Raw genomic sequence first — 23,991 nt, 5'->3', positions numbered from 1 at the left:
ACCGCTCCGCGATGCGCTAGGCATCGTTTCGAGGCCGCTGATTTGCCCCAAAACGATTCCTTTGGCAAGGGGTTTCGCCAATCTTTTTGACGCGGGCTTGAGCCTGCTCCACCGGGCCGGTAGAAGCCGAAGAATACGCGGGAGTCCCAAAACTTGGCTCATCTTTCCCCCAAAGAACTGCTGGACCGCCTGGACGCGCTCGGCATTCCCTCCGAGACGGTCGAGCACGAACCCGTTTTCACGGTGGCCGAATCGAAGTCCGTGAAGGAAAGCGTTCCTGGCGCCCATTCCAAGAACCTCTTCGTGAAGGACAAGAAGGGCCGCTACTTCCTGATTTCCGCCAAGCACGACACGGCCATCGACCTCAAGCGCACGCATGAGGCCCTCGGCGCGTCGGGCCGCCTTTCCTTCGGCTCCGCCGAACAGCTGAAAGCGATGCTCGGCGTCGAGCCCGGCTCCGTCACGGCCTTCGCGGTGGTGAACGACACGGAGGGCAAGGTGACCATGGTGCTCGACGCCAACCTCATGGAGCACGAGCGGGTGAACTTTCATCCGCTCGTCAATTCCATGACTACCGGCGTGTCGCGGGAGGATCTGGTGAAGTTCCTGCGCGCCACCGGCCACGACCCGTTGATTCTTCGCCTGCCGGAACCGCCCGCGGAATTGCCGGACAACGGCTAAGCCCCCATCTAGGCGAAAAGCCTCTTTTCACGATCACCCCTTCGAGGATCGCATGTTGACCGATACCCCCTCCCCCGGAATGCCGTCCAAGAACCCTGCTAACGACCTCGTGAAGGACACCACCACCGCCGATTTCCGCCAGGACGTGATGGCTGAATCGATGAACCAGCCGGTGCTGGTCGATTTCTGGGCCCCCTGGTGCGGTCCCTGCAAGCAGCTTACCCCCGTTCTCGAAAAGGTGGTGAAGGCCGCCGGCGGCAAGGTGAAGCTCGTGAAGATGAACATCGACGAGCATCCGCAGATCGCGGGTCAGCTCGGGGTGCAGTCGATTCCCGCCGTTTTCGCCTTCCAGCGCGGCCAGCCGGTGGACGGCTTCATGGGAGCCCTGCCGGAAAGCCAGCTGAAGGCCTTCATCGAGCGGCTCGTCGGCCCCCTGGGCCCTGGCGCGACGGAGGAAATTCTGGCCGAGGCGGACCAGCTCGTAACCGCCGGCGACATGGCGGGCGCGGCCGAGCTCTACGCCGCCGTCCTCGCGCAGGAGCCGGAGAACAGTGTGGCGCTCGGCGCCCTCGTGAAGCTTCATGTGGAGGTAGGCGACATCGAGGGCGCGAAGCGCTTCCTCGACATGGCGCCTGCCAATAAAGCCAACGACCCGGCGATTGCCGGCGCACGCGCAGCTGTGGAACTCGCGGAACAGGCAGGTTCGCTCGGCGACACGGCCGAGCTTCACCGCAAGATCGAAACCGATCCGCTCGATCATCAAGCCCGATTTGACCTCGCGATTGCGCTCAATGCACTCGGAAAGCGCGAGGAAGCGGTCAATTCCCTCCTTGAAATCGTTCGGCGCGACCGCAATTGGAACGACGATGGCGCGCGCAAGCAGCTCGTGCAGTTCTTTGAGGCCTGGGGCCCGATGGACGAGATGACGATTGCAGGGCGGCGGAGACTTTCCTCGCTTCTGTTCGCCTGATGCTTTTCAAGACCAACGGGGAGATCGGAATGGGAATGAACGCGGTATACCGGGGGCCCGAGGATTGCCCGTCGGTCATTCCCGTTTTTCCCCTGCCCGGCGCGCTGCTTTTGCCGCGCGGACAGATGCCGCTCAACATCTTCGAGCCGCGCTACCTCGCCATGGTGGACCATGCGCTGAAAACCGACCGCGTGATCGGCATGATCCAGCCGGATGCGGACAGCGACGCCAACTCCACCGTTCCCAAGCTCTATTCCGTCGGCTGCGCGGGCCGTATCACGCAGTTCGCGGAGACCGGCGACGGGCGCTATCTCGTCACGCTCATCGGCATCTCGCGTTTCCGCGTGGAGGAGGAGCTGCCGCCCATCGACCTTTTCCGCCGGGGCCGCGTGAATTTCGAGCCCTTCGCGAGCGACTTCACCGCCCGCGCGGGCGAGACCGAAGTGGACCGCAACGGCGTGCTGAAAGCACTGCGCGATTTCGTCGATGCGGCGCATGTGAAGGTGGATTGGCGAGGCATCGAGGAAGCACCCAACGAGGCACTGGTGAACGCGCTGTGCATGATGAGCCCTTTCGGCGTGCGCGAGAAGCAGGCGCTCCTCGAAGCGCCCAACCTGAAAACCCGCGCGGAAGTTCTCATCGCGCTCACCGAGATCGAACTCGCCCGCGGCGGCATCAGCTCCGATTCGACGCTGCAATAGGATGAACACCATGTCTGTAGAGTCGAACATTCCAGCCCAACCCGACGCGCCGCAGCCCGTGGAAGCCACGCGCATCGACCCGAAGCTTCTGGAGCTTCTCGTCTGCCCTCTCACCAAGGAAACGCTGGAATACGATTCCGCGCGCCAGGAACTTGTCAGCCGCCGCGCAAAGCTCGCCTATCCCATCCGCGACGGTATCCCGATCATGCTGCCGGAAGAGGCGCGCCAACTGACGGATTGAGCGCAAAGGATTTCGTCATCCCGGGGCTGCGCAGCAGAACCCGGGATCTTATGACGAGAATGGCGCCTTTTCCTGAAAACGATCCCGGATCTTCGCTGCGCTTCGTCCGGGATGACGACTGGAATTAGGCGCGCTTTTCAATCGCCTCCGCCAGCGCCAATGTGCGCTTCGCCATCTCTGCGTGAAGCCGCTCGACCATGCGGCCGTTGTGGCTGATCGCGCCTTTGCCCGCATTCTCCGGCTGGTCGAAGAGAGACGCGATGGCGCGGGCGCTCTCCACCTCATGCGGCGAGGGCGCGAAGACCTCATTCGCGACCGCGATTTGATTCGGATGAATCAGCGTTTTGCCGTCGAAGCCGCAATCGCGGCCCTCGGCGCACTCGTTCCGAAATCCATCTTCATCCGACAGGTCGTTATAGACGCCATCGAGAATATCGATCCCGTAGGCACGTGCCGCCGCGAGCGCCGTCATGAGCCAGGGCATCATCGTCGCGCGTCCTGCAGTGAGACGTGCGCGCGTGTCTTTCGCGAGATCGTTCGTGCCCATGACGAAGCAGGAAAGGCGCGAGGCTTCATCCTGCGCCACGGCAGCGATCTCCTTCGCCTGCAAAATCGCGAGCGGCGTCTCGATCATTGCCCAGACACGCGTTGTTTCCGGCGCTCCAAGAGTGCGCAGGCGCCGGCCCGCCTCCAGCAGATCGTCCGGCGACGAAACCTTCGGAATGAGGATTGCATCGGGCGAGGCCTTCGCTGCGGATACCAGATCCGCCTCGCTCCAAGGCGTGTTGAGGCTGTTGATGCGGATCACGAGTTCCCGCGTACCGTAACCGCCCGCCTTTACCGCCGCGCAGACGGCATCGCGTGCTTCCGCTTTCATCTCGGGAGCAACCGCGTCCTCAAGATCGAAGATCACCGTGTCCACGGGAAGCGCCTTGGCCTTCTCAATGGCGCGGGCGTTGGAGCCCGGCATGTAGAGGGCGCTGCGGCGGGGGCAGATCGCAATCATGATGGTTCCTCGAATACGCATTCGGTTTTAATGGGGCTCAAGGGATCACGCAAAGGAGAAGCGAACGATGTGGGTTGCTGGCGTCGATGGCTGCCGGGCCGGGTGGATCGCGGCATTGATGGAGGTCGGCAATCCTGCCTCTGCACGAATCGTTGTCGCGCCGACCTTGGCAGCAATTGCCGATGCGCCGGAACAGCCCGCCGTGATCGCGATCGATATGCCCATCGGCCTGCCCGAGCGGACGAACGGCTCCGGACGCATTCCCGAACAGCTCATCCGCCCGCTTCTCGGACAGCGGCAATCCTCCGTCTTCGCGATTCCCTCGCGTCAGGCGGTTTATGCGGCTGAGTATGGCGAGGCCTGTTGGATCGCGCTCGCAACCTCCGATCCGCCGCGCAAGGTTTCGCGACAGGGCTTCAACATCTTCCCGAAAATCCGCGAGATCGACGCGCTGCTGCGGTCACGGCCTGCGTTGATCGATAGGGTATTCGAGGTCCATCCCGAACTCGCCTTCTGGGCGCTCAATGGAGGGCAGGCCCTCGACCAGCCGAAGAAGGTGAAGGGCGCGCCATACGAGCCCGGCATGCGCCTGCGCCGCGCGCTTCTCAGCGCATCGGGGCTTTTACCCGAGACCATCATCGCCTCCTCTCCCCCGAAGGGTGCGGCGGCCGACGATCTGCTCGATGCGCTCGCGGGGTTGACCGTGGCGCTCGATCTCGCGACAGGTGGAGGCCAATCCTTTCCCGACCCGCCCGGCCGCGACGCCCACGGCCTACCGGTCGCCATCTGGACGCTCCGAAAGCCATCATGACCGTCACCCGTGCCGATATCGAAGCAGCCCACGCCCGCATCGCCCCGCATATCCGCCGCACGCCGGTGATGAACCTGAACGGCGCCTTCGGCCATCCGGGCTTTTTAAGCCTCAAGCTCGAATTCCTGCAGCATGCGGGCTCCTTCAAGACGCGCGGCGCCTTCAACACGCTCCTGTCGAAGCCGGTTCCGGAAGCAGGCGTGGCTGCGGCCTCCGGCGGCAATCACGGCGCGGCGGTGGCCTATGCGGCAAGCAAGCTCGGCGTGAAGGCCCGCATCTTCGTGCCGGAGATCTCGAGCCCCGCGAAGGTGGCCGTCATCCGCTCCCACGGGGCGGAGGTGGTGATCGGCGGTGCGCGCTATGCGGATGCGCAGGAGGCTTGCGATCGGCACATAGCCGAAAGCGGCGCGCTTCGCATCCATCCCTTCGCAGCTGAAAGCACCATCACAGGCCAGAGTACGGTGGGGCTGGAATGGGAGCATGACGCGCCCTCCCTCGATACGGTTCTCGTCGCTGTCGGCGGCGGCGGCCTGATCAGCGGGATTTCAAGCTGGTGGGCTGGCCGCGTGAAGGTGGTAGGCGTGGAGCCGGAAGGCTCCCGCGCCCTTCATGCCGCGCTCCAGGTCGGAAAGCCGGTCGATGTGGAAGTGGATTCGGTGGCGGCCGATTCGCTCGGCGCCCGCAACACGGGCGATCTCGTCCACGCCATCTGCTCCAGAACCGTCGATCATGTCGCCCTCGTGAAGGACGAAGCCATCCGCGAGGCGCAAAGGATCCTTTGGCGCGACTACCGCATTGCCTCCGAGCCCGGCGGTGCGGCGGCTCTGGCGGCTTTGATCTCAGGGGCCTATAAGCCTCAAGCAACCGAGCGGGTCGGCGTGCTCCTGTGCGGAGCCAATGTCGAACTCGCCAAACTTGCCGAACTGACGCACTGACAGCGAAGGAGCCGCCCATGTTTCCCCAGCGCCTGACCGATGGTTATCGCGCCTTCCTCGACGAGCGCCTTCCGCGCGAGAAGGACCGCTTCGAGGCCTTGGCCGCGAAAGGCCAATCGCCGGAGACGATGGTGATCGGATGCTGCGACAGCCGCGTGTCGCCGGAGGTGATCTTCGATGCGAGCCCGGGCGAGTTGTTCGTGGTGCGCAACGTGGCAAATCTCGTGCCGCCCTTCGAGACCGGCGGCGATTATCACGGCACGTCGGCGGCGCTCGAATTCGCCGTGCAGGCGCTGCGCGTGAAACATATCGTGGTGCTGGGCCATGCCCGCTGCGGCGGCGTGCGTGCCTTTGCCGACGACACCGCGCCGCTCTCGCCGGGCGATTTCATCGGCCGCTGGATGAACCTGATCAAGCCCGCGGGCGAGCGCCTCGGCCCGCATAACGGCAATCTCGAAGAGTACCTGCCCCGTCTCGAACTCGCCGCCATCGAGAACAGCCTCAAGAACCTGATGACCTTCCCATGCGTGCGTATTCTCGTGGAGCGCGGCAAGCTGCAGCTCCACGGCGCCTATTTCGGCGTCGCGACCGGCGTGCTGCTGGTGCGCGATCCGGAAACCGGAGAGTTCAAGCCGGCGGTGGAGAACGTGCCGGAGCGGGTCTCGATGTTTTCCGCGCGGGATGCCGGACCGCTCTGAGCGATGCGCAAGCGTCCTTCGGCCCGCCTCATCGTTCTTGACCGGCAGAAACGGATTTTACTGTTCCGCTTCCGGCACACGAAAGGCGCCCTGGCGGGCCGTGCCTATTGGGCGACGCCCGGAGGCGGCGTGGAGGACGGCGAGACTTTTCGCGATGCCGCGCGCCGGGAGCTTCTTGAAGAAACTGGCATCGTTGTCGATGCGGTGGGACCGCAGATTGCTGAGAAGAGCTTCACCCTTCAATTGCCCGATGGCGAGCATGTGGAGGCGCAGGAGCAGTTCTTTGTGGTCCGCGTAAGCGATGCCTTGATTTCCAGCGCCGGCCGGACCGAAGACGAAATCGAGGTTATGGCCGAACACGCATGGTGGTCCCTGGAGGATTTGAAGACGACTTCGGACATCGTCTACCCGGAAGACCTCGCGCGCATTCTCGAAGGAATTCCCCAACCCTGAGACCCTTGCGGCCGCCTGTCGTAAAGCCTCGGGGGCAATTGTCGCGTTCTGCGCGTTGTCTATTTATGTTCAGCAAGGCTGCCGACTTCAGGATGCCCCTCGAGCCGCTGCCACCACCGCGCACGATGAAACGACATTCATGATCATTCCGGATACCAAGCTGGGACGTCCCGGCCTCCATTGCCAAGGGCGCCTCATCTTCATCCGGAACGGCACCCGTGCACGGTAACCTGAGAACGGCACCCGCCGATTTCCTCGCAGGCGGCGGGGAGATGTCGGCCCTCATGGAAAAGTTCGATTGGGCGGCGACCTCCATCGGATCCATGGAGATGTGGCCCCAGAGCCTGAGAACCACCATCAGCATCATGCTGCGCTCGCCGATCCCCATGGTCCTCCTCTGGGGGCCGGACGGCATTATGATCTACAACGACGCCTATACGGTTTTCGCCGGCGGGCGGCATCCGCGCCTGCTCGGCTCCAAGGTTCTGGAAGGCTGGGCGGAAGTGGCCGATTTCAACGCCCATGTGATGCGCGTCGGCATGGCGGGCGGCACGCTCTCCTACCAGGACCAGGAACTCACGCTTCACCGCAACAACGTTCCCGAACAGGTCTGGATGAACCTGGATTACAGCCCTGTCATCGACGAGACCGGCAAGCCCGGCGGCGTTCTCGCCATCGTCGTGGAAACGACGGAGCGGGTGCAGGCCGAGCGGCGTATCAAGGCCGAGAAGGATCGCCTGCGCGAACTCTTCCATCAAGCGCCGGGGTTCATGGTGATCTGGAATGGGCCCGACCACGTGTTCGAGCTTGTCAACGAAGCCTATTACCAGCTGGTCGGCCGGCGCGACATCATCGGCAAGCCGCTCCTGGAGGCTTTGCCCGAGATTGGCTCCCAGGGCTTCGACAAGCTGCTGACTCATGTCTACGAGACGCAGGAAACCTATGTCGGCCGCGCCATCTCGGTCTATCTGAACCGAAACTCCTCTCAGGAGCCGGAGCAGCGCTTCCTCGATTTCGTCTTTCAACCGATCCGCGATGGCGAAGGGCGGGTCACGGGCATCTTCGCGGAGGGCAGCGACGTCACCGAGCGCGTCCGTTCGGAGGAGCATCAGCTGCTTCTGCTCAACGAACTCAATCATCGCGTCAAGAACACCCTCGCGACGGTGCAATCCATTACGTCCCAGACCCTGCGCACGGCAGGCTCCATGCAGGCCGCTCAGGAGGCCATCGAGTCGCGCCTGTTTGCGCTCTCGCGCGCCCATGACGTGCTTACCCGTGAGAACTGGGACGGAGCGTGGATCAGGGAGGTTGTCGGCCAAGCGATGCAGCCTTTCCAGAACATCGCCCATAACCGCATCCATTGTCATGGCGACGAAGTCAGGCTGCCGCCCAACATCACGCTTGCCCTCGCCATGGCACTTCAGGAACTCGCCACCAACGCGGTCAAGTACGGCTCCCTGTCGAACGAATCGGGCACCGTCCAGATCACCTGGCATGTGGACCACACGCGGGAGGTGCCGCATCTTCTGCTGAAATGGGAGGAGAAGGACGGGCCGTCCGTTGTGCCGCCCTCCCGTCGCGGTTTCGGCACGAGGCTCGTCGAGCGCAGCCTCGCGCAAGGCCAGCTTGCCGGAGAGGCAAGGATCGAGTTCGCGACAAACGGCGTCGTGTGCACCATCGACGCGCCGCTCGCCATCCCTGAGGAGCAGGCTTAGCTCCACCTTTCAAAATCTGGCTCACAGAGGTTCGCGAAACAAAAAGGCCGCCCGAAGGCGGCCTTTTCCGTTCTCGAAAGCAATGGCGTTTAAGCCGCCTGCTTCTTCGCCTTCAGCAGGCCGCGATTGGCCATGGCTTCCGCGATCTGGATCGCGTTCAGCGCAGCGCCCTTGCGCAGGTTGTCGGAGACGCACCAGAAGGACAGGCCGTTCTCGACCGTGATGTCCTCGCGGATGCGGGAGATGTAGGTGGCGTCCTCGCCGGCTGCCTCGTGAGGTGTGATGTAGCCGCCGGGCTCGCGCTTATCGATCACCATGATGCCGGGCGACGAGCGCAGGATGTCGCGGGCTTCGTCCGCCGTGATCGGCTTCTCGAATTCCACGTTCACCGCTTCCGAATGGCTGATGAAGACTGGCACGCGCACGCAAGTTGCGGTGAGCTTGATCTTCGGGTCGAGAATCTTCTTCGTCTCGGCCATCATCTTCCACTCTTCCTTCGTGTACCCGTCCTCCATGAACACATCGATGTGCGGGATCAGGTTGAAGGCGATGCGCTTGGGGAACTTCTTCTCCTGCACGTCCTGCAGCGAGTAGAGCGCCTTGGTCTGGCGGTCGAGCTCGTCCATGCCGTCCTTGCCCGCGCCGGACACCGACTGGTAGGTGGCGACGACCACGCGCTTGATGGTGGCGGCGTCATGGAGCGGCTTCAAAGCCACCACGAGCTGCGCCGTGGAGCAGTTAGGGTTCGCGATGATGCCCTTCTTGATGTCGCGCAGGGCCTCGGCATTCACCTCCGGCACCACCAGCGGCACCTCCGGATCATAGCGCCAGGCGGAGGAATTATCGATCACCACCGCGCCTTGCGCCGCGATCTTGGGCGACCATTCCTTCGACACCTCGCCGCCCGCCGACATGAGGCAGAGATCGACATCGGAGAAATCATACGTATCGAGAGTCTTCGTCTTCAGGGTCTTGTCGCCGTAGGAGACTTCCGTGCCCTGGCTGCGGCGGGAGGCCAGCGCCACCACCTCATCGGCCGGGAAAGCGCGCTCGGCCAGGATGCTCAGCATCTCGCGGCCCACATTGCCGGTCGCACCCACGACGGCGATCTTGTAACCCATTGGACTTCTCCTGTTGTCGTTCTCCCCGGGAGATAAAAAAGACCCTGTTCGGGTGTCGCCTCTCGCCCCGTGGGGAGAGAGAACCGGGGACGACGAGGCTTATTCGGCCGTCGTTTTCACGGCCGTCGTGGCGGTTTTCGTTTTGCTCGTCGTGTAAGGGAGCAGCGCCATTTGCCTTCGTCCATTCGCAAGCCCGGATCGGGCTTCGATGGTTTGAGCAACACACCAAAGCCACGTCCTCGTCAAGCACTCTCTGCAAGAATGCGACGATTAACGGAGAAGCTGAGCAATAACCTTTCGTTTACCGCGCTTAGCAAAACCTTTCGAGGCTCCGCCGCTGCTACGCTAGAACATGCCCATGACAACCTGACCGAAGGATGTGGTGAAGCGACATGGCACGGGCTGGCTATCCTGCATGGGATGAGGACGAGGCGTTCTTCGACGAGCGCCCGGCCCGTCGCGCGCGCAAGAAGCCCGTGCGCTGGTTCCGCATGATCCTCATGTCCTCCCTGTTCATCGGAGGATTGGTCTATTTCGCCCGGCACAAGCAGGACGAGGCGCAGGTGATTTCCGCCTCCATGAGCGTCCCCTCCTCCGTCCTGATCGCACCGGCTCCCATCTGGCGCCCGGTTGCCGCGACGCCTGCCGTCTATGCCATCGAGAAGGCCGCCGGCACCCCGAACGTCGAAGCGCGACAGCATACCAGCGGCGCACGGGAGGACACTCTCACCCTCGGCCAATTCGGAGAGGTGCGCCATGCGCGGCTGACCCTGATTCAGGGCTCTACCGAGCCCCCCCGCAGCTTCTTCGTCGACATCGTGCGCCGTGCTGCCGAAGCGGGACTTGCGGTCTCGCGCAATGCGCAGAGCCGGATGATCGTCACCAAGTTCGGCCCCATCGAGGCCGCCGCCATGACCCTCGTCGGCAAGGCTGAGCAGGATTGCCAGACCTTCCGCTTCGCGGACCGGGATTCCGGCTTCGGCTTCCAGGGCTGGTTGTGCGGCACGGACGCCGCGATGGACGATGCGCAGCTGGCCTGCTTCATCGACGGCATCGCGCTTAGTCATGTGGGCAGCCCATCCCTGAAAGCCCTGTTCGCGCGGGCCGAGAGAAGCCGTACGGAAGCCTGCGGACCGAGCGCTCGTACGGCGTCGATTGGCGGTAAGGCTAATCACCGACCGTAACCGCGACCCGGTGCATGACGTTGCACCCGTAGCCGTTCGGATTCCAGTTCGCCGCATGGAACGGCTGCGCGCGCCCCTGCGAGTCGGTCGCGCGGGAAATGATCTCGTAATAGCCGTCTCCCGGCAGCGTGAGGGTCGCGCTCCAGCGCACCCAATCGTAGCGGTTGCGCGGTGGCGTCATCTGCGCCGAGACCCAGGTCGAGCCGCCGTCGATGGAGCAATCGACCTTCGTGATCACGTCGTCCCCCGCCCAGGCCGCGCCGCGCACCGTGATAGTTCGCGTGCCGGCCGGGCAACGTGAACCATCGGCCGGTGCCGTGACGATGCTGCGCACCGGCATCGATTCCAGAATGCGCGTTTCCACGTTCCGTCCATCGGAGCCGGGCCTGATCGGATAAATTGGCACGCGGTAGGACAGGTCGGTCATGCCGGGGCCGTCATGTTCCCGGTCGCGGATCCAGATCCGTTTCAGCCATTTCTGACTGAGCGATCCCGGCCAGCCCGGCACGATCAGGCGCAAGGGGCCGCCATGGATGAACGGCAGGGGTTCTCCGTTCATGGCCCAGACGAGCAGCGTATGCTCTTCCAACGCTTTCGCGATGGGTACTCCACGCGACATGGCCTGTTTCTCGAAGCTGCCTGTCTTGTCGGGATCGGCTCCGAAATGGCCGGTAAAACGTGCGGTCGGTTTCAGGCCTGCCTCGCGCAGGACGTCGCCCAACGACACGCCTGTCCATTCCGCGCAGCCCGCGCCGCCATGCGTCCAGGGATTGCCCTCGGCCTTCGGCTCGAAGAACGCGCGCCCGTTGCCGCCGCACTCGAGCACCATGCGGTAAGTCTTTGCGGAAAAGCGGCTCTTCAGATCGGCCAGCGACAGATCGAGCGGGCGGTCCACCTCTCCGTCGATGATGAAGCGCCATGCTTCCGGATCGTCGATCCGCTCGGGAAGAAGGCCGTTGTTGCGAATGAAGAAGCGCGCGATCGGCGTCGTCTCATCGTCGAGCATGGCTTCCGGCGTCTCGGCCACGAGGGGCGTTTCGCCCAGCATTGTGAGACGGTCTTTTCCGAACAGTCCAAGCTCGTTCATTCGATCCTGCATGCCCTGCTTACTCTTAAGGCGAAGCCTTCAATGTGAAGGAACCAATTTTAGTCAGCCCGGCTTGTTCTGACAGTGTTGAATTTTTTCATGACGGCGCAGCAAGCCCGCTAGCGCCCATTCTGGAGATTTGCACAATGCGCCGCTTCACCATGATCGGTCTGGGTGTGCTTGCAGCTCTCGGCGCTTTCTCCGTGGCAGCCGAAGCGCAGGCTCAGGATCGCCCTCTTACCTTCCGTGTGCAACCCCGAAGCTTTCTCGACCCCGGCAACGTCGTGGAGCCAGGATCGATCAATCCCGGCTATACGGGTTATGGGCAGGCGCAATCTTATCTGAGCAGCCCGCCCTACATGCAGAACAATGAGCGCTTCAACGGCGGCGGCAACCTGCCCGATCCGATCACCAACGGACCCTTCGTTGGTGCGCGCAACCCCTTCCCGACCTTCGGCGTTCCGGATGTCGAGGCAACCGGCTTGATTCGATAGTCCCGCGTAGACAAAAGCCCCGGACTGGCCCGGGGCTTTTGCATGTTTGGCGGTGTGCCTAGGCGTTAAGCCAGAGCCTCCAGCTCCTTCACGATGGCATCGCCCACATCCTGCGTGCCGACCGCATTCGCTCCCGGAGCCGCGATGTCCTTGGTGCGTGTGCCGGAGGCGAGCACATTGGCAATCGCCTTCTCCAGACGATCCGCTTCCTCGATCAGGCCGAAGGAATAGCGAAGCGCCATGCCGAAGGAGCCGATCATGGCGATGGGGTTCGCGAGCCCCTTGCCCGCGATGTCGGGTGCCGAGCCATGCACGGGCTCGTAGAGTGCCTTACGCTTGCCGGTCTTGGCATCTTCCGCGCCAAGCGATGCGGACGGCAGCATGCCAAGCGAGCCGGTGAGCATGGCGGCGATGTCGGAGAGGATGTCGCCGAAGAGGTTGTCGGTGACGATCACGTCGAACTGCTTCGGGTTCTTCACGAGCTGCATGGCGCAGTTGTCGGCGAGCACATGCTCCAGCTCCACATCCGCGAATTCCGACTTGCCGATGCGTGAGACTACCTGGCGCCACAACACGCCGGTCTTCATCACGTTCATCTTCTCGGACGAGGACACCTTGTTGCGGCGCTTCTTGGCCAGATCGAAGGCGACGCGGGCGATGCGCTCGATCTCACCCGTCGTGTAGACCTGCGTGTCGACGGCGCGCTGCTGGCCGTTCTCCAGCGTCACCAGTTCCTTCGGCTCACCGAAATAGACGCCGCCGGTGAGCTCGCGCACGATCACGATGTCGAGGCCTTCCACGATCTCACGCTTGAGCGACGAGGCATCGGCGAGCGCCGGATAGCAAATGGCGGGGCGAAGATTGGCGAAGAGGCCGAGATCCTTGCGCAGGCGCAAGAGGCCGGCCTCGGGGCGCACGTCGTAAGGAACGCCGTCCCATTTCGGGCCGCCGACCGCGCCGAACAGCACCGCGTCGGCTTCCTGGGCCCGGCCCATGGCCTCTTCCGAGATGGCCTTGCCGTGGGCGTCATAGGCCGAGCCGCCGACGAGGTCCGTCTCGGTCTCGAAGCCGATTCCGTGCTTGCGGAACCAGCCCACGATCTTCTCGACCTCGCGCATGACCTCCGGGCCGATACCGTCGCCGGGGAGAAGGAGAAGCTTGTGCGTTGCCATGGGAGCGGTCCCTTGTTGTGCGGAAATGTTGTCCGGCTCTTAAAAAGCCGAACGGGCCGCTTGGCAAGGGTGTGATGCGTTCGCCGTTAGGTGGAGGGCTTCAAGGACGGGCAGCGCCTAGCAAAAGCCCTAAAGGCGCTTTGAGCCTTACTATCAAGCGGGATCGTCGTTTGATTGCCTGGAACCTTAATCCTGAGAGGGCCGCGCCTCTCAAAAGCGGCCGTAAGTCTCTGAGGATGCGGAAGGGATGCGCTGATTTCTATCTCTTCGCTCGCTTCACTGAAGCTGGCCTCACCCTCAATCCTGATTTCCTTGGCTGATGCTGTTAGGACGATTACGCCCCGCTCTCCATCCTTTATCCCGGAAGTTGCAAGTCCTGGAGCAACCGTAATCTCGCCGGTTGTTGCCTTACACCAGATCCAGAGAAGACCGACATCACTGTCACGATGGGCATAACTCAGCCCCCAGGTTTGCTCGGCATTCTCATGGGTTGACCATTGATACCTGGATTCCGCAGCGTGAGCTTGGCTCAGCAAGGACGTCAAAGTTAGAACGGTAAAGAACAAGGACTTCACGGCATTCCTACTCGCTGATCTAAGAAAAGGGCTGAGGGTATTCTCCCAGAAGCCGACAGAGGCAGCAATATTATCCTGTTCCTCTCCGTTTTCGATTACCCCTCCCCTTGCCGGCGGTCTTTCGGCGTGCGCACCACCGTCACCGAGCAGGGCGCCTCCGCCACAACCTGCGACGAGACGCTGCCGAGATAGCGCCGAAATGCCGAGGAAGCCCGAGCGCCGATGACGATGTGGTCCACGTTGTTGTGGCGCGCGTAATCGATGAGGGCGTTCGCCGGATCGGTCGCTTCCAGCACGCTGTAGGTGATCCGCTCCTTCGGGATGTCGAGGGAAGCGCCCCAGTGCTTGAGCTGGATGAGGCGCTGCACGTGGAGGCTGCGCCCCTCCTCGTCCTCCAGGACGTCCACGGCGATGCGCGAGAGCTTGAGAACGTTCACGCAGGCCACGCGTGCCTCTCCTTCCATGGAGAGAATGCGCGCGATGAGCGCGCGCTGCGCCTCGGCGAGATCCTCGGTTCCCGGCGTCAGATCGATGGCCGCGAGGATGATCGGGGCGCGTGCGAGCTGGCCCACGATGTTGGGCGCCTCCAGCGGCTGCTTCTTGCGGGCTTTCAGCCAACGGCGAAACGTCTTCATGCCGCTGTCGCGCTCGATCCGCTCGGCGCGCTCGGTGAGCTTCACTTGGGTCGGATTTTCGAGATCGAGGGCGAGCTGTGCCGCCGTCGCATAACGGTCGTTCGGGTCCACCTCCAGGCAACGCAGGATGATCTCCTGCAGCCAGAGCGGGCAATCGGGATTTTTCGCGCGCGGCGGCACCGGATCGCGCCACAGGCGTCGGCGGATCTGCCCGCCTTTCGGCGTGCCGAAGGGGCGCTCGCCGGTGACGAAGAAATACAGCATCACGCCAAGCGCAAAGAGATCGCTGCGGGGATCGGCGCGGTCCTCCAGCACCTGTTCGGGCGCGATATAGGGCGTGGTGCCGAAGGGCTCGCGGAATTCCTCCGCCAGGAGATCGGGCAATTGCTCGTGGCGCGCGAAGCCATAATCGACGAGCACCGCCTCGCCCGTCTCGCGGAACATGACATTGCTCGGCTTCACGTCGAGATGGATGACCTTCTGCAGATGGAGATCGTGCAATGCACGGGCCACCTTCGCGCCGATCTCCACCACTTCAGTCCAAGGCAACGGCACATCGGACAGGCGGGCTTTGAGCGACTCGCCCTGAATGCGTTCCATCGCGATATAGGGCTGCGGATCGAGTGGACCTGTCGCCACGAAGCGCGGAACATGCGGACCTGACAGGCGCGGCATGATCATCTGCTCCGTCTCGAAGCAGACGATGGGAAGCGGATCGTCGCTGTCGATGAGCATGGGGAATTTCATCACCAGAGGTGTGGGATCATCCTCCCGCTCCACGGACCAGATCTGCGCCATGCCGCCGGTGCCCAAATGCTCCCGAAGCGTGAACCCGTCGATCACCATGCCGGGCTGAAGGCGAAGCCGCATTCAGCGTCCCTCCTCGAGACGCTGGGCGAGCCGCTCCGGCAAGCCCGCCTCGCGCACCTTCCGCGCCGCCGTGACGATGTCGTAAGGCACGCGGAAATAGCGCAGGCTCTGGCGTGCGGTGTCGAAAATCGCGTAATTCGCGGCGGCAACGCCGTCGCGGGGCTGCCCCACCGCGCCGATCACCGCAAGCCAGGAGCGCGTGGGAAGCAACGGAATCTCATTGTCCGACACAGGCGAGAAGGAGCCCACCTTCGCGGTGTTGCTCATGTGATAGAGCATCGGCACATGCACGTGCCCGCAGAAGGTGATGTGCGCTTCGACCCGGCTGAAATGCCGCGCGGCTTCCAGCGTATCGGTGATGTAGTGCCAGCTTCTCGGTGCGAAGCCGTTGGCGTGGACATAGAGAACGTTCCCCTCCTCATGGACGAGAGGAAGGTCTGCCAGAAAGGCGCGCTGCTCCATGCCGAGCTGACCGCGCGTCCAGCGGATCGCCTCCTGCGCAATGGGGTTCATGTCCTCGTCGGAACCGTCGATGGCTGCATCGTGATTGCCGAGAAGGGCAACGGCGCCTTCGCTCACGAGGGTTCTCACCGTATCGACGACCCAGGCCGGATCAGCTCCGTAGCCAACGTAATCCCCCAGAAGGATAAGCCGTTCGACATTGAGCGAGCGTGCATGCGCAAGACAGGCCGAGAAGGCCTCGCGGTTGCCGTGAATGTCGGTCATGAGCGCGATGAGCATGCGCGCAATAAACGCCTAACGAGGCTCTCTCGCAACTGGCGAATGCGCAGATGCCGGCGATTATTGTTCAAGTCGGTCGCCGCGCCAACAGCAGCGCGATGCCGAAACCGATCATCGTCATGCCGGATAGCTTGTTCAGCCACCCGAACGTATTTCTGTTGCGGCTCAGGCGATTGAGGCGCTGTCCGAGCAGCGCATAGAGAAACACCGCAACGACTTCGAGCGCGATGAAGGCCGTGCCGACGATGGCGAAACTCAGCCAATAGGCGTTCGGCTCGACGAATTGCGGAAGGAAGGCTGTGAAGATGAGGATCGCCTTCGGGTTGCCGATGGCGGTCCAGAATTCTTGCAGGGCGAGAGCCTTCAGGGGACGATGCGTGCTGGCAGCTTGAGGCGCGTCGATGGCGGCGGCTCCGCGCAGGATCTTGATGCCGAGCCAGATCAAGTAGGCCGCGCCCAGCCATTTGAGGATGGTGAAGGCCATCTCAGAGGCCGCCAGCACCGCGCCGACGCCGAGCGCGGTGAGCGTGATCATGATGGCAAAGGCCAAGAGACGGCCGGATGAGGCCATGACGGCTGTGCGGATTCCCTCCTGCAATCCGTAAGTCAGGGAGAGCAGGTTGTTGGGCCCGAACGCCATGTTGAGCGCAAAGCACGCCGGGATGAACAGCAGGAACGCACTCAAGGTCATGACGAATTATCCGCGCAAGTTATCCGCGTAAGGCTTCCAGCACCTTGCCGCCGGGGCGTCCGCGCGGCTCAAGGCCGATACGGCGCTCCACGTCCTTGATCGCTTCGCGCGTTTTCGCGCCGACCTTGCCATCCGGCTCGCCCACGTCGTAGCCGCGAGCCGTGAGGAGCTGCTGCAGCTCGCGGCGCTGGGCGCGCGACAGCGGCGGATCGTCCGTCGGCCATGCGGTGCGGATGCCGGGCAGGCCCTTCAGACGGTCGCCGAGCAGCGCGATCGCGAGGCCGTAGGATTCCGCGGCATTGTACGAATAGACCGCATCGAAATTCTTGGTCACCACGAAGGCCGGGCCGTTGAGGCCGGCTGGGATGAGAATTCCGGCGGGGTAATTGCCCTGCAACGGCCGCCCGTCGAGACGCGTCACTCCCATGGCGGCCCAGGTAGACAATGGCTTCTTGTTCTTGCGGCCCGCGAGGTTCGCGTTGAAGCCTGCGGGCAGGCGCACCTCGTAGCCCCAGGGCAGGCCGTTCACCCAGCCTGCTTTCTTCAAAAAGTTCGCCGTCGAGTGAACTGCGTCGGGCACGGAATTCATGATGTCGCGGCGACCATCGCCGTCGCCATCAACGGCGAGGCGCTGGAAGGTGGAGGGCATGAACTGCGTGTGGCCGAAGGCACCGGCCCAGGAGCCGCGCAGGTTCGCGGGATTGATGTCCCCGTCCTGCACGATCTTGAGCGTCGCCATCAGCTCGCCCTTGAAGTAGTCGTTGCGGCGCGGCGCGTAGCAGACGAGGGTCGTGAGCGACTGCACCAGGGGCCGTCCGCCGATATCCTTGCCGAAATTCGATTCCACGCCCCACACGCCCGCAATCGCGTGACGGTCGACGCCGAAGCGTGCTTCCGCCGCCGCCAGCGCCTGGCCCCATTGGCGCATGGCTGTCTTGCCGTCCTGCACGCGCTCATCGTCCACCAGAGCCGCGAGGTAGTCCCAGATCGGCGTCTTGAACTCCGGCTGGTTGCTCATGAGGTCGAGGATCGTCAGATCCGGCTCGATACCGCGCGTGGCAGCATCGAAAGCCTGGCCGGAAATGCCCTTGGCGGCCGCCTGGGAGCGAAGGCTCGTCAGGCAGGAGCGGAAATCTCCCTGAGCGGAGGCAGGATGGGCCGCCGCAAGGGCAAAGAGGCTGAGGAGCGCGGGAACAAGGATGCGTTTCATGCCCGCGACCTTGCAGGCAATTTGGTTAATCTTATGGAAACGGAGCCGGTGCTCACGGATTCGTTAGGTTTAAAGCCCTGTGGCTACCTCTTTCGCCTCAGCCGAGTTCTGGGTCGGGCAAATCCGTTTGAATCCAGCGGTCGCTGACGTGAATATCGGTGGTCTCAAGAATGCCCGGGCCGAGATTCTTGAATTTGTGCGGCACATTGGCCGGCCCGAAGACGACCTGGCCCGCCTCGCATTCGAATGTCTCGTCGCCAACGGTGAAAAGCGCCCTGCCCTGACGGACGATGAATATCTCGTCATAGGGATGCACATGCCATTTCGGCCCGCCGCCGACTTGTTCGGTTGAATAGAAAAGAACAGTTGCGCCGGTGCCCAGCGTGTGGCCTTCCACATGGCCTTTCCAAAAGAGATCGGGATTTGTCGACCAATCGGCGCGGTTGAGAACGCGGGGCTTTTTCTCTGTCATGATTCACCTCAGCAGGAACAATGCGGCCCTTGAAACGACAATGGCCGGGACGAGCCCGGCCATGACGAAGTCGATCCGAATGCCTTTAAGCCCAGGCGCGCTCGGAGAGCTTCTTCTCGAAGCTGTCGATGGCGGGGGCCTTTTCCATGGTCAGGCCGATGCCGTCGAGGCCGTTGAGCATGCAGTGCTTCTTGAAGGCGTCGATGTCGAACGTGATCTTGCCGCCGTCGGGACCGCGGATCTCCTGGTTCTCCAGGTCGATGGTGAGCGTGGCGTTGGCGCCGCGGCTCGCATCGTCGAAGAGCTTGTCCAGGTCTTCCGGGCTCACCTTGATCGGCAGAATGCCGTTCTGGAAGCAGTTGTTGTAGAAGATGTCCGCGAAGCTCGTGGCGATCACGCAGCGGATGCCGAAATCGAGCAGCGCCCAGGGCGCATGCTCACGCGATGAGCCGCAGCCGAAATTGTCGCCTGCGATCAGGATCTTGGCGTTGCGGTAGGCCGGCTGGTTCAGCACGAAATCCGGGTTCTCCGAACCGTCCTCGCGATAGCGCATCTCGGAGAACAGACCCTTGCCCAAGCCGGTGCGCTTGATGGTCTTCAGGTACTGCTTGGGGATGATCATATCGGTGTCGATATTGATGATCCGCAGCGGCGCCGCGACGCTTTCCAGCACGGTGAACTTGTCCATGGTCCAAAACTTCCTTCAGTCGTTACGGTGCTCATATCAAAGGCTTGGCGAAACGACTAGCCTCAGGATGGTCGCGCCCGGCAAAGAATTTGTCGAGATTTGAGCTCTTCGCGCAATATGTGAATCAGGACGACGACGCCTCGATAGCTTCCATGTCCTCGTCGGACAGGCCGAAATGGTGACCGATCTCATGCACCAGCACGTGGGTGATGAGAGCCCCAAGGCTCTCCTCGTGCTCAGCCCAGTAATCCAGGATCGGGCGGCGATAGAGCCAGACCATGTTGGGGAACTGGCCCGTCTGCATCATCGCGCCGCCTTGGGCGAGGCCGATGCCGCGAAAGAGGCCCAGGAGATCGAAAGGCGTCTCGCATTCCATCGCCTCCAGGGTCTCGTCATCCGGGAAATCCTCGACACGGATGACAACGCCCTCGCAGAGCGCACGGAATTCCTCCGGCAGGCGCGCGTAGGCCTCCTCGGCGAGAGCCTCGAAATCGGCGAGCGTGGGAGCGTGTAACTTAGCCCAATCGGTCATGCGCTCTTAGATAATGCCAAGCTGGACCAGAAGCCACAGGCCGAGGACGAGGACGCCGATCAGCGACAGCACGCGCCCGATACGCCGACCCCAGAGCTCGATGGAATCCGTGCCGCCGTCCGCATCGGCCCCGACAGCATCGCGCGCGGAAAAGTGGTCCTGGGCATGGCGGCTCATGCGCGCGAGCGCGGAAGAGCCGAGGGACTCCGAGTCGCGGCTGACCCGCTCCAGGGCCTCGCGGGCCTCGCGTTCACGCTCCTGCTCGTTCATGAAAGGCTCCTCAAGGGTTCTAACGTTCGCTCAACCATAAGCGCCATTTGGATTTGAGCCAACGGAACGCCTTCGCCGCCCAACCGTTAACTGCCCCGAGTAGCCAACCTTTGATGAGGCAACAATGCGTAAGATTCTTGGTATCCTGGCTGTAGCTGGGCTGACGGCCCTCGGCGCCGGTACAGCCTCGGCTCAAGGTGTCGATGTTCGAATCGGCCCCGGTGGCGTGAGCGTTGGACAGAGCCGTCCGGTCTACCGCGAGCGTGTTGTCGAGCGCCGCTATGTGCGTCCCGCCCGGGCTCGCACCGTGTGCCGCACGGAATATCGCGAGCGCGTGCGTCCCAGCGGCGTCGTGGTGCGCCGTCCCGTCGAAGTCTGCCGTCAGGTGACAGGCGGCCGCCGGGTCTATGTGGACTAAGCATATAAGTCTTCAGGCATGAAAAAGGCGGCGGTTTTCATCAACCGCCGCCTTTTCGTTTGTTCTAAACGGCAATCAGCCGAATGTGCGAATGTCCACGAAGCGGCCTGCAATCGCCGCCGCAGCCGCCATGGCGGGCGAGACGAGGTGCGTGCGGCCCTTGAAGCCCTGACGGCCCTCGAAGTTGCGGTTCGAGGTGGAAGCGCAACGCTCCTGGGGAGCGAGGCGATCCGCATTCATGGCCAAGCACATGGAGCAGCCGGGCTCACGCCAGTCGAAGCCTGCAGCTTTGAAGATCTTGTCGAGACCTTCGGCCTCCGCCTGCATCTTCACGATGCCGGAGCCGGGCACGATCATGGCGTTGACCGCCTGATGCACCTGCCGGCCCTCGACCACCTTCGCCACGGCGCGCAGGTCTTCGATGCGGCCGTTGGTGCAGGAGCCGATGAACACGCGATCGAGCGTGATGTCGGTGATCTTCTGGCCGGGCTTGAGGCCCATATATTCGAGTGCGCGCCACTTGGAGAGGCGCTTGTTCTCGTCCGAAATATCGTCCGGGTTCGGAACGGCGCCTGCCACCGAGATCACGTCCTCAGGGCTCGTGCCCCAGGTGACGATGGGAGGCAGGTTGGCGGCATCGAGGCGGATTTCCGTGTCGAAGAACGCGCCCTCGTCCGTGCGCAGCGAATCCCAGTAACGCACGGCGGCGTCCCAGGCCTCGCCCTTCGGCGATTTGGGGCGGTCCTTCAGATAGGCATAGGTCTTCTCGTCGGGGGCGATCATGCCCGCGCGGGCGCCGCCTTCGATGGCCATGTTGCAGACCGTCATGCGGCCTTCCATGGACAGCGCGCGGATGGCCTCGCCCGCATATTCCATCACGTGGCCGGTGCCGCCTGCGGTACCGGTCTCGCCGATGATCGACAGGATGATATCCTTGGCGGTCACGCCGGCGGGCAGCTTGCCGTCGACAGTGACGCGGAAGTTCTTCGCCTTCTTCTGAATCAGCGTCTGGGTCGCGAGCACATGCTCGACCTCGGAGGTGCCGATGCCGTGGGCGAGGGAGCCGAAGGCGCCGTGGGTCGAGGTGTGGCTGTCGCCGCAGACGATGGTCATGCCCGGCAGGGTGAAGCCCTGCTCCGGGCCCACCACGTGGACGATGCCCTGGCGGGTATCGAGCTCGTTGTAATACTCGACGCCGAATTCCTTGGCGTTCATGGCAAGGGTTGCCACCTGGGTCGCCGATTCAGGATCCTCGATGCCGTGCGAGCGGTCGGTGGTCGGCACGTTATGGTCGACCACGGCCAGGGTCTTGTGCGGCTGGCGCACCTTGCGGCCGGCATTGCGCAGGCCCTCGAAGGCCTGAGGCGAGGTCACCTCATGGACGAGGTGGCGGTCGATGTAGAGAAGGCACGTCCCGTCAGCCTGCTGATCGACGACGTGGTCGTCCCAGATCTTGTCATAGAGGGTACGGGCTTTGGCCATGGGTGTCTTCCAACAGTAAAGGGTCTTCAATCGTTTTCTAACGGCACTTGCGCGCGAGGAAAAGGTGGTCCGAGCGCGCAGGGCTTTGAAAGGATCGCATAGCCGATTGCCCGAAATGCGCAATAAAATTCTTTCGCCTCGAGTATCAAGCAAGGCTTATCGCCATAAACAAAAAGCGCGGCCGAAGCCGCGCTTTTCGAAACTGGGATGGCTGCAAGCCTTACTCGGCAGCGGCCGGGGCGTCGCGGCGCTCGGCGCGCTCAGCGATACGGGCCGACTTACCGCGACGGTCGCGCAGGTAGTACAGCTTGGCGCGGCGGACGGCACCGCGGCGCACGACCTTGATGGACTCGACGTTCGGCGAGTAGACCGGGAACACGCGCTCCACGCCCTCACCGTAGGAAATCTTGCGGACCGTGAAGCTCTCCTGGATGCCGCCGCCGGAACGGGCAATGCAGACGCCTTCATAAGCCTGCACGCGGCTACGCTCGCCTTCCTTGACCTTCACGTTGACGATGACGGTGTCGCCGGGCTGGAAGTCGGGAATGGTCTTGCCGAGCTTCTCGATCTGCTCTTTCTCGAGCTGCTGAATGATGTTCATGAGTTCTACTCCTGCCGTTGCATGGTCTCGGTTGCCCGAGCCAGCTGGATTTCGGCGTCCTGTTTTAAGTTAAGGCCGCGCCTATACAGGAGATTTTGGGGGTTGTCGAGCCGGTCCCAGGCCGAATCGTCATCCCGGGGCTGCGGAGTAGAACCCGGGATCGCATGATGAGAATGGCACCTTATCCTGAGAGCGATCCCGGATCGGCTTCACCGTCCGGGATGACGCCTGAGGTCACCGTTCCAATAAATCCGGCCTTCTCTCCCGTGTAATCCGCTCGGATTCCTCGCGCCGCCAACGCTCGATATGGGCATGGTTACCGTTGAGCAGCACGTCGGGGATCGTTCTCCCCTCCCACTCTCTCGGCCTCGTGTAGTGCGGGTATTCGAGGCGGCTCGTCTCGAAGCTCTCCTCGGTGCCGGAAGCCTCCTTGCCCATGACGCCGGGGAGCAGGCGCACGCAGGCGTCGAGCACGATCATCGCCGCCATCTCGCCGCCGGAGAGCACATAATCGCCGATGGATACCTCGGTTAAGCCGCGCGCCTCGATCACGCGCTCGTCTACGCCCTCGAAGCGGCCGCAGACGATGATGACGCCGGGGCCTGCCGCGAGTTCGCGGGCGTAGCTTTGAGTGAGGGGCCTACCGCGCGGGCTCATTAAGAGTTTCGGACGCGGATCGTCGGTGGGCGCGGCAGCGTCGATGGCAGCGCCCAGCACGTCGCAGCGCAGCACCATGCCGGGGCCGCCGCCTGCGGGCGTATCGTCCACGGTGCGATGGCGGCCAAGGCCATGATCGCGGATATTTCTCGCCTCTAATGACCACACGCCACGCGACAGCGCATCGCCCGCGAGCGAAATGCCGAGTGGGCCCGGAAACATTTCGGGATAGAGCGTGAGGATGGTGGCGGAAAAGCTCACGCGCGATCCTCGCCGGGCTCGGGTTTGCCGACATCGAAAAAGTCGCCCGGCACAGCGGCAATCACGCGCTTTCCTGCGATGTCGACCGTTGGGACGAAAGCCTTCGTGAACGGTAGAAGCGCGGTTGGGCCTTTTTGCGCAGGTGTGATTTCGAGAAGATCGCCGCCGCCGTAATTGGGGACATTAACGATGGTGCCGATGGGCTCGCCCGCTTCGTTCTGAACGGTCAGACCGATGAGATCGGCGAGCAGGAATTCGTCTTCGTCGTCAGGCGGCGGAAGCCTGTCGCGCTCCACATAGAGCTGCACACGATTGAGCGCCTCGGAAGCCTCGCGCGTGGTCACGCCGTCGACGAGTGCGATCAGAATATCGGCCTCGCCGCCGGGAGCCTGGCGGACATTTTTGAGAATGTAGGTTTTGCTGTTTGCCGCAATCAGCGGCTTGTAACCGGCAATCGCCTGCGGATCGCCCGTATGGGATTTCAGCCGCACTTCGCCTTTGAGGCCATGCGAGCGGCCGAACTCGCCGACGAGGACGAGGTCGGTTCTTTTTTCCAGAGCGGAGCGGCCACCCTCCCCTTGAGGGGGAGGGTCGGACCGCAGGTCCGGGGCTGTCTCTT

The 23,991-nt window shown here is 63.1% G+C and carries 28 protein-coding genes; 12 read left to right on the top strand and 16 right to left on the bottom strand.

Annotation, left to right across the window (positions count from 1 at the left end; genetic code table 11):
- Positions 1 to 153 precede the first annotated feature (153 nt).
- The 4 genes from MHY87_RS17070 to MHY87_RS17055 are packed head-to-tail and all read left to right on the top strand — an operon-like array spanning position 154 to position 2,593.
- The gene (locus tag MHY87_RS17070; protein ID WP_239353777.1) at positions 154 to 681 is read left to right on the top strand and encodes a prolyl-tRNA synthetase associated domain-containing protein; all 528 of its coding nucleotides are present in this window, start codon (positions 154 to 156) and stop codon (positions 679 to 681) included.
- 52 nt (positions 682 to 733) lie between these two features.
- Positions 734 to 1,651, top strand: coding sequence for a thioredoxin (trxA, locus tag MHY87_RS17065; RefSeq protein WP_239353776.1), 918 nt, complete (start codon positions 734 to 736; stop codon positions 1,649 to 1,651).
- A 29-nt stretch (positions 1,652 to 1,680) separates the two neighbouring features.
- Entirely contained in the window at positions 1,681 to 2,352 is a 672-nt protein-coding gene (locus MHY87_RS17060) for an LON peptidase substrate-binding domain-containing protein (RefSeq protein ID WP_239353775.1), read from the top strand.
- A 10-nt stretch (positions 2,353 to 2,362) separates the two neighbouring features.
- Positions 2,363 to 2,593 (top strand): Trm112 family protein, encoded by a 231-nt coding sequence (locus tag MHY87_RS17055; RefSeq protein ID WP_239353774.1) that lies wholly within the window; start codon positions 2,363 to 2,365, stop codon positions 2,591 to 2,593.
- A gap of 124 nt (positions 2,594 to 2,717) precedes the next feature.
- On the opposite strand, the gene MHY87_RS17050 is transcribed toward MHY87_RS17055, so the two are convergent.
- Entirely contained in the window at positions 2,718 to 3,599 is an 882-nt protein-coding gene (locus MHY87_RS17050; protein WP_239353773.1) for a CoA ester lyase, read from the bottom strand.
- Between the two features lie 67 nt (positions 3,600 to 3,666).
- On the opposite strand from MHY87_RS17050, the gene MHY87_RS17045 reads away from it, so the two are divergent.
- From MHY87_RS17045 to MHY87_RS17025, 5 genes are all read left to right on the top strand, one after another.
- On the top strand, positions 3,667 to 4,410 hold the full coding sequence (locus MHY87_RS17045; protein WP_239353772.1) for a DUF429 domain-containing protein: 744 nt from the start codon (positions 3,667 to 3,669) through the stop codon (positions 4,408 to 4,410).
- The gene (locus tag MHY87_RS17040; protein ID WP_239353771.1) at positions 4,407 to 5,345 is read left to right on the top strand and encodes a threonine/serine dehydratase; all 939 of its coding nucleotides are present in this window, start codon (positions 4,407 to 4,409) and stop codon (positions 5,343 to 5,345) included. Before MHY87_RS17045 ends, MHY87_RS17040 begins: the two co-directional genes overlap by 4 nt.
- A gap of 17 nt (positions 5,346 to 5,362) precedes the next feature.
- The gene (locus MHY87_RS17035; RefSeq protein WP_239353770.1) at positions 5,363 to 6,043 is read left to right on the top strand and encodes a carbonic anhydrase; all 681 of its coding nucleotides are present in this window, start codon (positions 5,363 to 5,365) and stop codon (positions 6,041 to 6,043) included.
- A 3-nt stretch (positions 6,044 to 6,046) separates the two neighbouring features.
- Entirely contained in the window at positions 6,047 to 6,496 is a 450-nt protein-coding gene (locus MHY87_RS17030) for an NUDIX hydrolase (RefSeq protein ID WP_239353769.1), read from the top strand.
- Positions 6,497 to 6,714: 218 nt separating this feature from the next.
- The gene (locus MHY87_RS17025) at positions 6,715 to 8,211 is read left to right on the top strand and encodes an HWE histidine kinase domain-containing protein (protein ID WP_239353768.1); all 1,497 of its coding nucleotides are present in this window, start codon (positions 6,715 to 6,717) and stop codon (positions 8,209 to 8,211) included.
- 89 nt (positions 8,212 to 8,300) lie between these two features.
- Here MHY87_RS17025 and MHY87_RS17020 read toward each other — a convergent pair whose 3' ends face one another.
- A complete protein-coding gene (locus MHY87_RS17020; protein WP_239353767.1) occupies positions 8,301 to 9,332 on the bottom strand; it encodes an aspartate-semialdehyde dehydrogenase in 1,032 nt (343 codons plus the stop codon).
- A 392-nt stretch (positions 9,333 to 9,724) separates the two neighbouring features.
- On the opposite strand from MHY87_RS17020, the gene MHY87_RS17015 reads away from it, so the two are divergent.
- Positions 9,725 to 10,516: a hypothetical protein gene (locus MHY87_RS17015; RefSeq protein ID WP_239353766.1), complete on the top strand. Its 792-nt coding sequence runs from the start codon at positions 9,725 to 9,727 to the stop codon at positions 10,514 to 10,516.
- On the opposite strand, the gene MHY87_RS17010 is transcribed toward MHY87_RS17015, so the two are convergent.
- On the bottom strand, positions 10,500 to 11,603 hold the full coding sequence (locus tag MHY87_RS17010) for a sulfite oxidase (protein ID WP_239353765.1): 1,104 nt from the start codon (positions 11,601 to 11,603) through the stop codon (positions 10,500 to 10,502). The two genes, MHY87_RS17015 and MHY87_RS17010, sit on opposite strands and share 17 nt — an antisense overlap.
- A gap of 146 nt (positions 11,604 to 11,749) precedes the next feature.
- On the opposite strand from MHY87_RS17010, the gene MHY87_RS17005 reads away from it, so the two are divergent.
- Positions 11,750 to 12,097, top strand: a complete 348-nt coding sequence (locus MHY87_RS17005) for a hypothetical protein (RefSeq protein WP_239353764.1) — start codon at positions 11,750 to 11,752, stop codon at positions 12,095 to 12,097.
- Positions 12,098 to 12,162: 65 nt separating this feature from the next.
- On the opposite strand, the gene leuB is transcribed toward MHY87_RS17005, so the two are convergent.
- From leuB to MHY87_RS16960, 9 genes are all read right to left on the bottom strand, one after another.
- Positions 12,163 to 13,269 carry a 3-isopropylmalate dehydrogenase gene (leuB, locus tag MHY87_RS17000; protein ID WP_239353763.1) on the bottom strand — a complete coding sequence of 369 codons (1,107 nt, stop codon included), beginning with the start codon at positions 13,267 to 13,269 and terminating at the stop codon, positions 12,163 to 12,165.
- Between the two features lie 670 nt (positions 13,270 to 13,939).
- A complete protein-coding gene (locus tag MHY87_RS16995; protein ID WP_239353762.1) occupies positions 13,940 to 15,349 on the bottom strand; it encodes a bifunctional serine/threonine-protein kinase/universal stress protein in 1,410 nt (469 codons plus the stop codon).
- Positions 15,350 to 16,090 carry a metallophosphoesterase gene (locus tag MHY87_RS16990; protein ID WP_239353761.1) on the bottom strand — a complete coding sequence of 247 codons (741 nt, stop codon included), beginning with the start codon at positions 16,088 to 16,090 and terminating at the stop codon, positions 15,350 to 15,352.
- A gap of 67 nt (positions 16,091 to 16,157) precedes the next feature.
- Positions 16,158 to 16,781 carry a LysE family translocator gene (locus tag MHY87_RS16985; protein ID WP_239353760.1) on the bottom strand — a complete coding sequence of 208 codons (624 nt, stop codon included), beginning with the start codon at positions 16,779 to 16,781 and terminating at the stop codon, positions 16,158 to 16,160.
- A 19-nt stretch (positions 16,782 to 16,800) separates the two neighbouring features.
- Positions 16,801 to 17,991: a lytic murein transglycosylase gene (locus MHY87_RS16980; RefSeq protein WP_239353759.1), complete on the bottom strand. Its 1,191-nt coding sequence runs from the start codon at positions 17,989 to 17,991 to the stop codon at positions 16,801 to 16,803.
- Between the two features lie 97 nt (positions 17,992 to 18,088).
- On the bottom strand, positions 18,089 to 18,463 hold the full coding sequence (locus MHY87_RS16975; protein WP_239353758.1) for a cupin domain-containing protein: 375 nt from the start codon (positions 18,461 to 18,463) through the stop codon (positions 18,089 to 18,091).
- A gap of 85 nt (positions 18,464 to 18,548) precedes the next feature.
- The gene (leuD, locus tag MHY87_RS16970) at positions 18,549 to 19,151 is read right to left on the bottom strand and encodes a 3-isopropylmalate dehydratase small subunit (RefSeq protein ID WP_239353757.1); all 603 of its coding nucleotides are present in this window, start codon (positions 19,149 to 19,151) and stop codon (positions 18,549 to 18,551) included.
- 124 nt (positions 19,152 to 19,275) lie between these two features.
- Positions 19,276 to 19,683, bottom strand: a complete 408-nt coding sequence (locus tag MHY87_RS16965; protein WP_239353756.1) for a metallopeptidase family protein — start codon at positions 19,681 to 19,683, stop codon at positions 19,276 to 19,278.
- Positions 19,684 to 19,689: 6 nt separating this feature from the next.
- Entirely contained in the window at positions 19,690 to 19,953 is a 264-nt protein-coding gene (locus tag MHY87_RS16960; protein ID WP_239353755.1) for a hypothetical protein, read from the bottom strand.
- A gap of 124 nt (positions 19,954 to 20,077) precedes the next feature.
- On the opposite strand from MHY87_RS16960, the gene MHY87_RS16955 reads away from it, so the two are divergent.
- On the top strand, positions 20,078 to 20,371 hold the full coding sequence (locus MHY87_RS16955) for a hypothetical protein (RefSeq protein ID WP_239353754.1): 294 nt from the start codon (positions 20,078 to 20,080) through the stop codon (positions 20,369 to 20,371).
- Between the two features lie 75 nt (positions 20,372 to 20,446).
- Here MHY87_RS16955 and leuC read toward each other — a convergent pair whose 3' ends face one another.
- The 4 genes from leuC to rimM form a co-directional block, all read right to left on the bottom strand.
- Positions 20,447 to 21,853: a 3-isopropylmalate dehydratase large subunit gene (gene leuC, locus MHY87_RS16950; RefSeq protein WP_239353753.1), complete on the bottom strand. Its 1,407-nt coding sequence runs from the start codon at positions 21,851 to 21,853 to the stop codon at positions 20,447 to 20,449.
- A 220-nt stretch (positions 21,854 to 22,073) separates the two neighbouring features.
- On the bottom strand, positions 22,074 to 22,454 hold the full coding sequence (gene rplS / locus MHY87_RS16945; RefSeq protein ID WP_239353752.1) for a 50S ribosomal protein L19: 381 nt from the start codon (positions 22,452 to 22,454) through the stop codon (positions 22,074 to 22,076).
- A 234-nt stretch (positions 22,455 to 22,688) separates the two neighbouring features.
- On the bottom strand, positions 22,689 to 23,372 hold the full coding sequence (gene trmD, locus MHY87_RS16940) for a tRNA (guanosine(37)-N1)-methyltransferase TrmD (RefSeq protein ID WP_370644976.1): 684 nt from the start codon (positions 23,370 to 23,372) through the stop codon (positions 22,689 to 22,691).
- Positions 23,369 to 23,929, bottom strand: coding sequence for a ribosome maturation factor RimM (gene rimM / locus MHY87_RS16935; RefSeq protein WP_239353818.1), 561 nt, complete (start codon positions 23,927 to 23,929; stop codon positions 23,369 to 23,371). The genes trmD and rimM overlap by 4 nt, the downstream gene beginning before the upstream one ends.
- Positions 23,930 to 23,991 lie beyond the last annotated feature (62 nt).

Source organism: Microvirga sp. ACRRW (assembly GCF_022346925.1).
In the GTDB taxonomy this organism is placed as follows: Bacteria; Pseudomonadota; Alphaproteobacteria; order Rhizobiales; family Beijerinckiaceae; genus Microvirga.
Note: the sequence above shows the minus strand (reverse complement) of the source record. Positions and strands in the feature narration are given on the sequence as shown.

Coding starts and splice junctions, on each gene's coding strand:
- trxA (WP_239353776.1), top strand. CDS start 734: ATGTTGACCGATACCCCCTCCCCCGGAATGCCGTCCAAGAACCCTGCT.
- MHY87_RS17060 (WP_239353775.1), top strand. CDS start 1,681: ATGGGAATGAACGCGGTATACCGGGGGCCCGAGGATTGCCCGTCGGTC.
- MHY87_RS17055 (WP_239353774.1), top strand. CDS start 2,363: ATGTCTGTAGAGTCGAACATTCCAGCCCAACCCGACGCGCCGCAGCCC.
- MHY87_RS17050 (WP_239353773.1), bottom strand. CDS start 3,599: ATGATTGCGATCTGCCCCCGCCGCAGCGCCCTCTACATGCCGGGCTCC.
- MHY87_RS17045 (WP_239353772.1), top strand. CDS start 3,667: ATGTGGGTTGCTGGCGTCGATGGCTGCCGGGCCGGGTGGATCGCGGCA.
- MHY87_RS17040 (WP_239353771.1), top strand. CDS start 4,407: ATGACCGTCACCCGTGCCGATATCGAAGCAGCCCACGCCCGCATCGCC.
- MHY87_RS17035 (WP_239353770.1), top strand. CDS start 5,363: ATGTTTCCCCAGCGCCTGACCGATGGTTATCGCGCCTTCCTCGACGAG.
- MHY87_RS17030 (WP_239353769.1), top strand. CDS start 6,047: ATGCGCAAGCGTCCTTCGGCCCGCCTCATCGTTCTTGACCGGCAGAAA.
- MHY87_RS17020 (WP_239353767.1), bottom strand. CDS start 9,332: ATGGGTTACAAGATCGCCGTCGTGGGTGCGACCGGCAATGTGGGCCGC.
- MHY87_RS17015 (WP_239353766.1), top strand. CDS start 9,725: ATGGCACGGGCTGGCTATCCTGCATGGGATGAGGACGAGGCGTTCTTC.
- MHY87_RS17010 (WP_239353765.1), bottom strand. CDS start 11,603: ATGAACGAGCTTGGACTGTTCGGAAAAGACCGTCTCACAATGCTGGGC.
- MHY87_RS17005 (WP_239353764.1), top strand. CDS start 11,750: ATGCGCCGCTTCACCATGATCGGTCTGGGTGTGCTTGCAGCTCTCGGC.
- leuB (WP_239353763.1), bottom strand. CDS start 13,269: ATGGCAACGCACAAGCTTCTCCTTCTCCCCGGCGACGGTATCGGCCCG.
- MHY87_RS16995 (WP_239353762.1), bottom strand. CDS start 15,349: ATGCGGCTTCGCCTTCAGCCCGGCATGGTGATCGACGGGTTCACGCTT.
- MHY87_RS16990 (WP_239353761.1), bottom strand. CDS start 16,090: ATGCTCATCGCGCTCATGACCGACATTCACGGCAACCGCGAGGCCTTC.
- MHY87_RS16985 (WP_239353760.1), bottom strand. CDS start 16,781: ATGACCTTGAGTGCGTTCCTGCTGTTCATCCCGGCGTGCTTTGCGCTC.
- MHY87_RS16980 (WP_239353759.1), bottom strand. CDS start 17,991: ATGAAACGCATCCTTGTTCCCGCGCTCCTCAGCCTCTTTGCCCTTGCG.
- MHY87_RS16975 (WP_239353758.1), bottom strand. CDS start 18,463: ATGACAGAGAAAAAGCCCCGCGTTCTCAACCGCGCCGATTGGTCGACA.
- leuD (WP_239353757.1), bottom strand. CDS start 19,151: ATGGACAAGTTCACCGTGCTGGAAAGCGTCGCGGCGCCGCTGCGGATC.
- MHY87_RS16965 (WP_239353756.1), bottom strand. CDS start 19,683: ATGACCGATTGGGCTAAGTTACACGCTCCCACGCTCGCCGATTTCGAG.
- MHY87_RS16960 (WP_239353755.1), bottom strand. CDS start 19,953: ATGAACGAGCAGGAGCGTGAACGCGAGGCCCGCGAGGCCCTGGAGCGG.
- MHY87_RS16955 (WP_239353754.1), top strand. CDS start 20,078: ATGCGTAAGATTCTTGGTATCCTGGCTGTAGCTGGGCTGACGGCCCTC.
- leuC (WP_239353753.1), bottom strand. CDS start 21,853: ATGGCCAAAGCCCGTACCCTCTATGACAAGATCTGGGACGACCACGTC.
- rplS (WP_239353752.1), bottom strand. CDS start 22,454: ATGAACATCATTCAGCAGCTCGAGAAAGAGCAGATCGAGAAGCTCGGC.